The sequence below is a fragment of the Burkholderia sp. SIMBA_062 genome, from assembly GCF_046534765.1.
GTDB classification, from domain to species: domain Bacteria; phylum Pseudomonadota; class Gammaproteobacteria; order Burkholderiales; family Burkholderiaceae; genus Burkholderia; species Burkholderia ambifaria.
The window spans coordinates 274445-285062 of the sequence record NZ_JAWRYD010000005.1 but is presented as its reverse complement, the minus strand read 5'-3'; the positions used below and the strand labels follow the sequence as shown (position 1 = coordinate 285062).

General features: G+C 65.0%; 12 protein-coding genes and 1 pseudogene. 11 read left to right on the top strand and 2 right to left on the bottom strand.

Annotated elements, in window-relative coordinates; genetic code table 11:
* Positions 1–252: pseudogene (locus SB786_RS07930) on the top strand (dihydrolipoyl dehydrogenase); the annotation flags it as partial.
* A gap of 230 nt (positions 253–482) precedes the next feature.
* On the opposite strand, the gene SB786_RS07925 reads toward SB786_RS07930, so the two are convergent.
* Entirely contained in the window at positions 483–1049 is a 567-nt protein-coding gene (locus SB786_RS07925) for a phasin family protein (RefSeq protein WP_006755449.1), read from the bottom strand.
* A gap of 660 nt (positions 1050–1709) precedes the next feature.
* Here SB786_RS07925 and pbpG point away from each other — a divergent pair.
* Positions 1710–2864: a D-alanyl-D-alanine endopeptidase gene (gene pbpG / locus SB786_RS07920; RefSeq protein ID WP_410727007.1), complete on the top strand. Its 1155-nt coding sequence runs from the start codon at positions 1710–1712 to the stop codon at positions 2862–2864.
* A 102-nt stretch (positions 2865–2966) separates the two neighbouring features.
* Here the strand turns inward: pbpG and SB786_RS07915 are convergent, their stop codons facing one another.
* Positions 2967–3776, bottom strand: a complete 810-nt coding sequence (locus SB786_RS07915) for an IclR family transcriptional regulator (RefSeq protein ID WP_006754125.1) — start codon at positions 3774–3776, stop codon at positions 2967–2969.
* 182 nt (positions 3777–3958) lie between these two features.
* Between SB786_RS07915 and SB786_RS07910 the strand changes: the two genes are divergently transcribed.
* The 9 genes from SB786_RS07910 to hscB all read left to right on the top strand — a co-directional run bounded on the left by SB786_RS07910 (position 3959) and on the right by hscB (position 10587).
* Positions 3959–4681 carry a (Fe-S)-binding protein gene (locus tag SB786_RS07910; RefSeq protein ID WP_410727006.1) on the top strand — a complete coding sequence of 241 codons (723 nt, stop codon included), beginning with the start codon at positions 3959–3961 and terminating at the stop codon, positions 4679–4681.
* A gap of 34 nt (positions 4682–4715) precedes the next feature.
* A complete protein-coding gene (locus tag SB786_RS07905) occupies positions 4716–6128 on the top strand; it encodes a lactate utilization protein B (protein ID WP_410727005.1) in 1413 nt (470 codons plus the stop codon).
* Between the two features lie 127 nt (positions 6129–6255).
* On the top strand, positions 6256–6483 hold the full coding sequence (locus tag SB786_RS07900; RefSeq protein ID WP_006754128.1) for a hypothetical protein: 228 nt from the start codon (positions 6256–6258) through the stop codon (positions 6481–6483).
* A 101-nt stretch (positions 6484–6584) separates the two neighbouring features.
* Positions 6585–7067 (top strand): low molecular weight protein-tyrosine-phosphatase, encoded by a 483-nt coding sequence (locus tag SB786_RS07895; RefSeq protein ID WP_410727004.1) that lies wholly within the window; start codon positions 6585–6587, stop codon positions 7065–7067.
* A 117-nt stretch (positions 7068–7184) separates the two neighbouring features.
* The gene (gene iscR / locus SB786_RS07890) at positions 7185–7724 is read left to right on the top strand and encodes a Fe-S cluster assembly transcriptional regulator IscR (protein ID WP_006760276.1); all 540 of its coding nucleotides are present in this window, start codon (positions 7185–7187) and stop codon (positions 7722–7724) included.
* A gap of 74 nt (positions 7725–7798) precedes the next feature.
* Positions 7799–9022 (top strand): IscS subfamily cysteine desulfurase, encoded by a 1224-nt coding sequence (locus tag SB786_RS07885; protein WP_410727003.1) that lies wholly within the window; start codon positions 7799–7801, stop codon positions 9020–9022.
* A 68-nt stretch (positions 9023–9090) separates the two neighbouring features.
* Complete coding sequence (gene iscU / locus SB786_RS07880; protein WP_410727002.1) at positions 9091–9498, top strand: Fe-S cluster assembly scaffold IscU; 408 nt, start codon at positions 9091–9093, stop codon at positions 9496–9498.
* Positions 9499–9641: 143 nt separating this feature from the next.
* A complete protein-coding gene (iscA, locus tag SB786_RS07875) occupies positions 9642–9965 on the top strand; it encodes an iron-sulfur cluster assembly protein IscA (RefSeq protein ID WP_006754132.1) in 324 nt (107 codons plus the stop codon).
* A 94-nt stretch (positions 9966–10059) separates the two neighbouring features.
* Positions 10060–10587 carry a Fe-S protein assembly co-chaperone HscB gene (gene hscB / locus SB786_RS07870; RefSeq protein ID WP_034176899.1) on the top strand — a complete coding sequence of 176 codons (528 nt, stop codon included), beginning with the start codon at positions 10060–10062 and terminating at the stop codon, positions 10585–10587.
* The last annotated feature ends 31 nt before the right edge of the window (positions 10588–10618 follow it).

Sequence of the window (10618 nt, the reverse complement as noted above, 5' to 3'; positions counted from 1 at the left end):
AACGGCCGCGACGAAGGCTTCACGAAGCTGATCTTCGACGAGGAAACCCATCGCGTGATCGGCGGCGGCATCGTCGGGCTGAACGCGGGCGACCTGATCAGCGAAGTGTGTCTCGCCGTCGAAATGGGCGCGGACGCGGAAGACATCGGCAAGACGATTCACCCGCACCCGACGCTCGGCGAATCGGTCGGCATGGCCGCCGAATTGTACGAAGGCGTCTGTACCGATCTCCCGCCGCAACGCAAGAAGTAACTCGACCGGCATGGTCGGCCTCGCGCCGGCCATGAAAAACGCCGCCGCCCGGGACATCCGGACGGCGGCGTTTTCTTGTGCCCGAGGCCGACGGCAGCCCGCCATCCGTATCACGCCGACGCATCGACGCCTCGACGCCTCGACGCCTCGACGACGGCCGGCCGCGCGGTGTGTCGGCGCCTGAAACGAAAAAGCCGCGCAGTGCGCGGCTTTTTCAGGAGCAGGGACGCTTACGCGGCCGGCTTGGTCGAGCGGCGCGATGCAGCAGCGCTTGCAGCCTTCGTCGCGACAGCGGCAGCCGCGTTGAAGTTCGTTTCGGCGATCTCGACGGCTTGCTTCGCAGCCTTCTGGACCGTTTCGTACGTGGTGTTCGCTGCGTTCAGCGCCGACTTCAGTGCGGCGACAGCCGTTTCCGAACCGGCCGGTGCGTTCTTCGCGACGTTGTCGACGAGCGCCTGGACCTTCTTGTTCTGCTCTTCGAATTGCGCTTCCGCAACCTTCGCGAACTCGGCTTGCGTCGACGACGCGATTTCATACAGGTGACGGGTGTACGACAGCACCTTTTCCGCGACCGGCTGCGACAGGCTCGCTTGCAGCGCGATCAGCTCTTGCGCGTCCTTCACCGACAGCAGGCGTTGTGCGTTTTCCTGGCTTTCCGTCAGCGTCGACTTCACGACCTGCAGGTTGAGTTCGATCAGCTTTTCGACGCCTTCGAACGCCTTGGTCGTCAGACCGAACAGGCTTTCGAGGTTGGCTTTCTGGGCGGCGGCGATTTGCTCGGGGGTCAGCAAGGACATGTCAAGCTCCTGAAAAGCGATCGCGTCGATCGCAGGGATATAAAGGGCACTACGCTGGGGAACCTCGGCGCTGCGTGCTTTGTGCATCGCAGCAATGAGTCATATTTTAGGGCACAGAAAAGTCTTGTCAAGCATTTTTTGTGCATTGCACAATCGCGACAAATTATCGATAAAACAACGAGTTATCGCACGCGTCCGGAATCGGTTTCACCCGTGTTTTTCCCACATGGTGCGCACCCGGCCGGGGCAGGCGCGGCGCACCATGATCATGCACAGGTAAACCTGACAGGCATGTGGAACGTTATGCTTCTGTTCCTGTCGAAAAGCGCGCCGTTTCAATGCGCGTGCCGTGGCGACGTGCCGCCGCCGCGGCGGAGACCGGTGCCACGGGCACCCCGAGCGCCGGATACGTACTTTCCCCGCTTTAACTTCTCGTCAAAGTGACGTTATCTCAATTAACCGCGTGGTAATCGCGAGGCGGGTACTGTCGGGCAGCGCATCCCATGAATTTTTTCGATGGGAGCGGGAGGGTCGATCGATGGATCGTCGGGCGACCCTTACATTCCGGTTTAACGACGATCGGTAAGTGCCTAATATTGCTCTTTTTTTAAGCTTTAACTACACTTGCGGAAACCTCCCGCCCGCTTTGTCCAGACCCCAATGAAAGCCGAATCGTTTTCACCACGCAGATTGTTGCAGAGCATGACGCTCGGCACGGCTGTGTCGGTCGCCGTCGCCTTGCTGGCGACCACCGCGTCCGTCACGCCGGTTGACGCCTTTGCCGCCACTGCGAAGACCCACCAGGCCGCCAGGAAAGCCGCTTCCTCTTCGTCCGCGAAGAAGTCGGTGAAGGCTGCCTCCGCCAAATCCGCCGACGTCGCGTCGGCCGATGCGCCGCGCGCGAAGGCCTCGCGCAAGCGCGCGACGCTCACGGCGAACGTGCACGGCCACCGCGGCGCGGTGCGCAAGGTCGCGTTCCAGCCGCGTCGCCCGACGGTCGGCCAGGCGTTCGGCCTGCACGACACGCCGGACGCGCTCGCGTTGCGCTCGAGTGTCGCGTACGTCGTCGACCAGAACACCGGCGAGCCGCTGTTCGACAAGAATTCGCACGCCGTCGTGCCGATCGCGTCGATCTCGAAGCTGATGACGGCGATGGTCGTGCTCGACTCGAAGTCGCCGATGACCGACCAGCTCGAGGTCACCGACGAAGATCGCGACTACGAAAAGGGCACGGGCTCGCGCCTGTCGGTCGGCTCGGTCCTGTCGCGCGAGGACATGCTGCACATCGCGCTGATGGCATCGGAAAACCGCGCGGCGGCGGCGCTGTCGCGCTACTACCCGGGCGGCCGTCCGGCCTTCATCGCCGCGATGAACGCGAAGGCGAAGTCGCTCGGCATGAACGACACGCACTTCGAGAATTCGACGGGCCTGTCGAGCTCGAACGTGTCGAGCGCGCGCGATCTCGTGAAGATGGTCAATGCGGCATACCAGTACCCGGTGATTCGCCAGTTTTCGACCGATCGGACGTACGACGTCTATACGGGCAAGCGCAACCTGGTCTACAACAGCACGAACGCGCTGATCCGCGGCAACGGCTCGTGGGACATCGGCCTGCAGAAGACGGGCTTCATCAACGAGGCAGGCGAATGTCTCGTGATGCAGGCGACGATCCATGGCCGGCCGATGGTGATGGTGCTGCTGGATTCGTTCGGCAAGTATTCGCGCTTCGCCGACGCGGCGCGCCTGCGCAACTGGCTCGACGCCGGCGGCGGCGAGCGCCTGACGGCGGCCAACACGGCGAACGGCGGCACCTGATCGCGGCGCGGCGGTTTGCCGCCGCACCGGTCGCCGCAAAGAAAAAGCCCTGCAATCGCAGGGCTTTTTTTCGTCCGGCCGCCGGGCGGCGGGTGGCGCGGCTCATGCGTGCCGCTGCAGTCCTTCCGTATCCTTCGCGGGCGCGGGGCGGTAGCCGAGCGATTCCGAGATGGTCAGCGCGGTGCGGCTCAACTGGCCGAGCCACGCGTCCTGCAGGCGGTCGGCCGGTGCCGACAGCGACAGGCCGGCGACGAGCTTGCCCGAGTCGTCGTAGATGCCGGCCGCGATACAGCGCACGCCCAGCTCCAGTTCCTCGTTGTCGCGCGCGCACGATTGCTGGCGCACGAGCGTCAGCTCGCGCTCGAGCTTCGCGATGTCGGTAATGCTGTTCTGCGTATGGCCGGACAGCCCGGTGCGCGTCGCATAGGCGCGCACGCGCGACGTTTCGTCGACCGCGAGGAACAGCTTGCCGACCGACGTCAGGTGCAGCGGCGCGCGGCCGCCGATCGCGCGGACGACCTGCATCCCCGAGCGTTCCGAATACGCGCGCTCGATATAGACGATTTCGTCGCCCTGGCGTACCGACAGGTTCACGGTCTGGCCCGTCAGGCGGTGCAGCTCGCGCATCGGCATCAATGCCGCGTCACGTACCGACAGGCGCGCCTTCACCAGGTTGCCGAGCTCCAGCAGCCGCATGCCGAGCCGGTACGTGCCGGGATCGGAGCGGTCGACGAGGCGGCAGGTCACCATGTCGTTGAGGATGCGGTGCGCGGTCGACGGATGCAGCTCCGTGCGCTGGGCAAGCTCCTTCAGGCTGACGGGGTCGCTGTGCGCGGCGAGCGCGTCCAGCAACCGCATCATGCGTTCGATCACTTGGATCGACGTTTTGGAATCCGGGGTGGGTTGGCTCATGTCGGGGGAGAATCGGTTGACGCGTCAAGCGGTGTTGCGTCGATTGTATCTCGTATTGTGAAAAAAGCGAACGCCGTTCGAGGAAGTCCTCGTTTCCTGACATGCATGCTTGCGCGTGCGCCGGCGTTGGTCTTGCTGGCCAAACGGCGGATAATGAGAGCCGTTTTCTCGAAGGAGCGCGTATGCGAGTCGGTTTGTTCGTGACCTGCCTGGTCGACCTGATGCGTCCGGAAATCGGCTTTTCCGCGCTGAAGCTGATTCGCGACGCCGGCTACGAGGTGTTCGTGCCGCCCGCGCAAACCTGCTGCGGCCAGCCGGCCTACAACTCGGGCGATCGCGCGCTCGCGCGCGACCTCGCGGAAAAGACGCTGCGCGAGTTCGAGCAGTTCGATTGCGTCGTCGTGCCGTCGGGCTCGTGCGGCGGCATGATCCGCGCGCACTACGGCGACCTGTTCCGCGACGACCCCGAACTGATGGGGCGCTATGCGCGGTTCCAGCAGAAAGTCTACGAACTGACCGATTTCCTCGCGAACGTCGCGAAGGTCACGCTCGCGCCCGGCGAATTCGCGGGGCCCGTCACCTACCACGACTCGTGCTCGGGCCTGCGCGAACTCGGCGTGAAGGCGCAGCCGCGCGCGCTGCTCGCGCAGCGCGGCGTGGCCGTTACCGAGATGAAGGACTGCGAGCACTGCTGCGGCTTCGGGGGCACGTTCGCGGTCAAGTACGGCGACATTTCGGCAGCCATTGCGGACGAGAAATGCGCGAATGTGCGTGCGTCCGGCGCGGGCGCCGTCGTATTGGGCGATCTCGGCTGCATGCTGAACATCGAAGGGCGGTTGCGCCGGACGGGCGACCGCGACACGCGCGTGCTGCACGTCGCGCAGGTGCTGGCGGGCGACGTCTGACGCCCGGTTCCGCTCACTTTTCCCCGATACCGCGATGCAAGTCCAATCGATGCATTTCAAGGCGCGTGCCGGCCAGAAGCTGGCCGACCAGCGCTTGCAGCAGAACCTGAAGAAGCTGTCGACGAAGTTCGTGTCCGCGCGCGCCGACGCGATGACCGCGATCGACTTCCAGGCGACGCGCGCCGCGCTGAAGGCGCGCCGCAACCGGGCTCTGGAGAACCTCGACGTGTGGCTCGAGGCGTTCGAGCGCGAGGCGGCGCGGCGCGGCACGACGGTGCTGTTCGCGGAAACGACCGAGGACGCTGCGCGGCTCGTCGCCGACATCGCGCGGCGCCACGACGTGAAGAAGGTCATCAAGACGAAGTCGATGGTGTCCGAGGAAATGCGCCTGAACGCGGTGCTCGCCGAGATGGGCGTGCAGTCGATCGAGACGGACCTCGGCGAATACATCCTGCAGATCAACGACAACGAGCCGCCGAGCCACATCATTGCGCCCGTCGTGCACAAGGACAAGGACGAGATCGCCGACCTGTTCGCGCGCACGCACCACCGCGAGCGGCTGACCGAGATTCCCGACATGACGCGCGAGGCGCGCGAGGTGCTGCGCCCGCATTTCCTGTCGGCCGACATGGGCGTGACGGGCGGCAACTTCGTGATCGCCGAGACGGGTTCGGTCGCGATCGTCACGAACGAAGGCAACGAAGGCATGTGCACGGTGATGCCGCGCGTGCATGTCGCGGTGACGGGCATCGAGAAGGTACTGCCGACGCTCGAGGATCTCGCGACCGCGATGCGTCTGCTGCCGCGTTCGGCGACCGGGCAGAAGACGTCGAATTACTTCTCCCTGCTCACCGGGCCGCGCGGCCCGGGAGACGAGGACGGCCCGGAGCACAACTACGTGGTGCTCGTCGACGGCGGCCGCACGGGCCTGATCGGTGGCGAATTCCAGGAGATGCTGCGCTGCATCCGCTGCGGCGCGTGCATGAACCATTGCCCGGTGTACCAGAAGGTCGGCGGGCACGCGTACGGATGGGTCTATCCGGGCCCGATGGGGTCGGTGCTGACGCCGAGCTACGTCGGGATCGACCGTGCGCTCGACCTGCCGCAGGCCGCGACGCTGTGCGGCGAATGCGACAGCGTATGCCCGGTGGGGATCCCGCTGTCGCACCTGCTGCGCACGCTGCGCGAGAAACAGGTCGAGCGGCACCTGCGGCCATGGCGCGAGCGTGCCGCACTCGCCGCGTGGGGCTTTTTCGCGCGCCGGCCGATGCTTTACGCGCTGACGACCAAGCTCGCGGTGCGCGTGCTCGAGCGGCTCGGCGGCGCCGGCGGCGTGCTGCGGCGCCTGCCCATGATGGGCGGCTGGATGGACACGCGCGACCTGCCGACCCCGACCGGCCGCACGTTCCGCGAACTGTACGCGGCATCGCAAAGCCATCTCGGCTGACCACTGTTCATCGGATGACAACAGTGCGTTCGCTATTTATGTATTTATCTCGATAGATGCGGTCTATAGAATCTCGTCTGTAGTCCCCGGAATTGGGTTTCGGGGAATGAGGTCAAGGAGCCGCATCATGAAAAAGACAATATCGATGTACTGGCCGCTGGCAATCGTCGTTCCGCTCGCCGCGCTCGCCTATCTGCACGCGATGGCCGACGCGCCGTCGCGTGGTCCGCTCGCCGTGCATCAGGCATCCGCCGAACTGGCGCGCGCGGTGTCGTTCGGGCTCGTCGACGACGCGGCGCAACCGTTGCCGGCCGCTTCCGGCGACGTCGGGCTCGCCGCGCCCAAGGCGCTGTAAGGCACGCCGCCGTCGCTTTGCGCGGCGGCGCGATTTCGGGCGCCTTTGTATAATGGCGCGTTCTTCTCCAACGCGGTTCGCCGCGGCTTTCCGATAGTGCGATGACCCGCGTTGCGATCTGTTTCGTCTGTCTCGGCAATATCTGCCGTTCGCCCACCGCGGAAGGCGTGATGCGCCACCAGGTGGACGCGGCCGGGCTGGCCGAGCACATCGCGATCGAGTCGGCCGGCACCGGCGACTGGCACGTCGGCGAACCGCCCGACACGCGCGCGCAGGCGGCGGCCCGTACCCGCGGCTACGACCTGTCGGCGCTGCGGGCGCGGCAGGTGAGCGCGGCGGATTTCGAGCGGTTCGACCTGCTGCTGGCGATGGACGAAGCCAATCTCGCGGAATTGCGCCGGCGCTGTCCGCCGGAGCATCGCGACAAGGTGCGCCTCCTGATGGAATTCGCGTCGGGCGCGGCCGAGACCGAAGTGGCCGATCCCTATTTCGGCGGCGCGCAGGGCTTCGAACAGGTGCTCGATCAGGTCGAGCGCGCGTGCGCGGGCCTGCTGGACACCCTCCGGAGCCGTACCGGACGCTGATCGCGGCACGGTATTCAGCGTGCTGCGAATACCCTGTCGCAGACATGGATACTTGACTAAAATCGTCAAATATTTATACTTGACCAAAATCGTCAAGATTGCAGTCCCCTAGACACCATGAGACTCACCACCAAAGGCCGTTTCGCCGTCACGGCGATGATTGACTTGGCACTGCGCCAGGAGCAGGGCCCGGTGACGCTTGCAGGCATCAGCCAGCGCCAGCGGATTTCGCTCTCGTATCTCGAACAGCTGTTCGGGAAGCTGCGCAGGCATGAAATCGTCGAATCCGTGCGCGGCCCGGGCGGCGGCTACAACCTCGCGCGCCGCGCGCAGGACGTCACCGTCGCCGACATCATCATCGCGGTCGATGAACCGCTCGACGCCACGCAGTGCGGCGGCAAAGGCACGTGCGACGGGTCGAAGCAGCCCGACGGCCATTGCATGACGCACGAGCTGTGGTCGACCCTGAACCAGAAAATGGTCGAATACCTCGATTCGGTGTCGCTGCAGGATCTCGTCGATCAGCAGCGCGCACGCGAGGGCGCACCCGCGGTGTTGCGCGATCGACGCGCGCCGGAGCCCGCCGCGGCGCCGGCCGAACCGGTGCGCACGATGCCGCTCGGTCCCAATTCGGTGTTCAACATCGCGAGTTCGTGAGCGCGAACGCGCCGCACACCCGCCGCACACCCCATAACGCACATAGTCCCTGCACAGAATACCCGGAGCGACAGATGACCCAAGAGACTCTCCACCTGCCCATCTACATGGATTACAGCGCGACGACGCCGGTCGACCCGCGCGTGGTCGACAAGATGGTGCCGTACCTGCGCGAGCAGTTCGGCAACCCGGCATCGCGCAGCCACGCGTATGGCTGGGATGCGGAGCGCGCGGTAGAGGAAGCGCGCGAGCAGGTGGCCGCGCTCGTGAACGCGGATCCGCGCGAGATCATCTGGACGTCCGGCGCAACGGAGTCGGACAACCTCGCGATCAAGGGTGCTGCGAACTTCTACAAGGGCAAGGGCAAGCACATCATCACGGTGAAGACCGAGCACAAGGCCGTGCTCGATACCTGCCGCGAGCTCGAGCGCGACGGCTTCGAAGTCACTTATCTCGACGTGAAGGAAGACGGCCTGATCGACCTCGACGTGTTCAAGGCCGCGCTGCGCCCGGACACGATCCTCGTCTCGGTGATGCACGTGAACAACGAGATCGGCGTGATCCAGGATATCGAGACGATCGGCGAGATCTGCCGCGAGAAGGGCATCGTGTTCCACGTCGACGCCGCCCAGGCGACCGGCAAGGTCGAGATCGACCTCGCGAAGCTGAAGGTCGACCTGATGTCGTTCTCGGCGCACAAGACCTACGGCCCGAAGGGCATCGGCGCGCTGTACGTGCGCCGCAAGCCGCGCGTGCGCATCGAAGCGCAGATGCACGGCGGCGGTCACGAGCGCGGGATGCGCTCGGGCACGCTGCCGACGCACCAGATCGTCGGCATGGGCGAAGCGTTCCGCATCGCGCGCGAAGAAATGGCGACCGAGAACGAGCGCGTCCGCATGCTGCGCGACAAGCTGCTGCGCGGCCTGTCGCAGATCGAGGAAACCTACGTGAACGGCGACATGGATCATCGTGTCCCGCACAACCTGAACATCAGTTTCAACTTCGTCGAAGGCGAGTCGCTGATCATGGCGATCAAGGACGTCGCGGTGTCGTCGGGTTCCGCCTGCACGTCGGCGTCGCTGGAGCCTTCGTACGTGCTGCGTGCGCTCGGCCGCAACGACGAACTCGCCCACAGCTCGATCCGCTTCACTGTCGGCCGCTTCACGACGGAGCAGGACGTCGACTTCGTGATCGAACTGCTGAACAGCAAGATCTCGAAGCTGCGCGAACTGTCGCCGCTCTGGGAAATGCACCAGGAAGGCATCGATCTGTCCACGATCGAATGGGCTGCGCACTGAACATCGCATTGAATACATTCGCGGGCGAATTTGCGCACGCAGACGTAACGAGTCAAGGAGTCTGAGTCATGTCATACAGCAACAAGGTTCTGGATCACTACGAAAACCCGCGTAACGTCGGTTCGTTCGCGAAGGACGACGACGCGGTCGGTACGGGCATGGTCGGCGCGCCGGCCTGCGGCGACGTGATGAAGCTGCAGATCCGCGTCGGCGCGGACGGCGTGATCGAAGACGCGAAGTTCAAGACGTACGGCTGCGGTTCGGCCATCGCGTCGAGCTCGCTCGTGACCGAATGGGTGAAGGGCAAGACGCTCGACGAGGCGCTGTCGATCAAGAACACGCAGATCGCCGAAGAACTTGCACTGCCGCCGGTGAAGATTCACTGCTCGATTCTCGCGGAAGACGCGATCAAGGCAGCCGTGGCCGACTACAAGAAGCGCCACGACACCACGGAAAGCGATCAGGCAGCGGCCTGAGCGGCATCGAGCGGCTTCTCGATAAAACGCTGGGCCGCCCCAAGTTTTATTGACCCCCTCGGGGGGCCTGGCGCGAAGCGACAGGTTTGGGGGCGCTCAGAAGGGAACGCGGCGGGCCCCAGGCGTGCCGCGGCAAGGACATCATGGCAATTACACTGACCGAAAAAGCAGCACAGCACGTCCAGAAATACCTCGTCCGTCGCGGCAAGGGTGTGGGCCTGCGGCTTGGCGTTCGCACGACCGGGTGCTCGGGGCTCGCGTACAAGCTCGAGTATGTCGACGAGCTGGCTCCCGAGGATCAGGTATTCGAGAGCCATGGCGTGAAGGTCATCGTCGACCCGAAGAGCCTCGCGTACATCGACGGCACCCAACTCGACTTCGCGCGCGAAGGCCTGAACGAAGGGTTCAAGTTCAACAACCCGAACGTGAAGGACGAGTGCGGCTGCGGCGAATCGTTCCGCGTCTGACGCGGTCTTCCGCTCAAGGCGGGCAAGAGGCGGCACGGGCCGCCTTTTTAATGTGCGGCGTTTGCCGCGCGACGAACCGGAATTGAACGCGACGATGGTTTCGCTGAAAGACAGCCACTTCGATCTGTTTCACCTGCCGGCGCAATTCGCGCTCGACGAGGCGGCGCTCGACAGCGCGTATCGCACGGTGCAGACGCAGGTGCACCCGGACCGCTTCGCGGCGGCCGGCGATGCGCAAAAGCGCATCGCGATGCAATGGGCGACGCGTGCGAACGAGGCCTACCGCACGCTGCGCGATCCGCTGAAGCGTGCGACCTATCTGCTGTCGCTGCGCGGCGTCGACATCGGTGCTGAAAACAACACCGCGATGGAGCCCGCGTTCCTGATGCAGCAGATGGAGTGGCGCGAAGGCATCGAGGATGCCGCGGCCGCCCGCAACGTCGACGCGCTCGATGCGCTGCTCGCCGAACTGCGCGACGAGAAGCGCGTGCGCCTCGAGCGCCTCGGCACGCTGCTCGACAGCGCCGCCGACCAGGCCGCCGCCGAGGCCGTGCGCCAGCTGATGTTCATCGAACGCGTCGCGTCGGAAGTGGGCGCGCAGATCGAGCGCCTCGAAACTTAACCGCGTGCCTCGCGGCACGCGCAGCAAACGG

What these genes read in the sequence shown, in the direction of transcription:
- SB786_RS07925 (WP_006755449.1), bottom strand. Translation starts at nt 1,049, where the DNA reads ATGTCCTTGCTGACCCCCGAGCAAATCGCCGCCGCCCAGAAAGCCAAC.
- pbpG (WP_410727007.1), top strand. Translation starts at nt 1,710, where the DNA reads ATGAAAGCCGAATCGTTTTCACCACGCAGATTGTTGCAGAGCATGACG.
- SB786_RS07915 (WP_006754125.1), bottom strand. Translation starts at nt 3,776, where the DNA reads ATGAGCCAACCCACCCCGGATTCCAAAACGTCGATCCAAGTGATCGAA.
- SB786_RS07910 (WP_410727006.1), top strand. Translation starts at nt 3,959, where the DNA reads ATGCGAGTCGGTTTGTTCGTGACCTGCCTGGTCGACCTGATGCGTCCG.
- SB786_RS07905 (WP_410727005.1), top strand. Translation starts at nt 4,716, where the DNA reads ATGCAAGTCCAATCGATGCATTTCAAGGCGCGTGCCGGCCAGAAGCTG.
- SB786_RS07900 (WP_006754128.1), top strand. Translation starts at nt 6,256, where the DNA reads ATGAAAAAGACAATATCGATGTACTGGCCGCTGGCAATCGTCGTTCCG.
- SB786_RS07895 (WP_410727004.1), top strand. Translation starts at nt 6,585, where the DNA reads ATGACCCGCGTTGCGATCTGTTTCGTCTGTCTCGGCAATATCTGCCGT.
- iscR (WP_006760276.1), top strand. Translation starts at nt 7,185, where the DNA reads ATGAGACTCACCACCAAAGGCCGTTTCGCCGTCACGGCGATGATTGAC.
- SB786_RS07885 (WP_410727003.1), top strand. Translation starts at nt 7,799, where the DNA reads ATGACCCAAGAGACTCTCCACCTGCCCATCTACATGGATTACAGCGCG.
- iscU (WP_410727002.1), top strand. Translation starts at nt 9,091, where the DNA reads ATGTCATACAGCAACAAGGTTCTGGATCACTACGAAAACCCGCGTAAC.
- iscA (WP_006754132.1), top strand. Translation starts at nt 9,642, where the DNA reads ATGGCAATTACACTGACCGAAAAAGCAGCACAGCACGTCCAGAAATAC.
- hscB (WP_034176899.1), top strand. Translation starts at nt 10,060, where the DNA reads ATGGTTTCGCTGAAAGACAGCCACTTCGATCTGTTTCACCTGCCGGCG.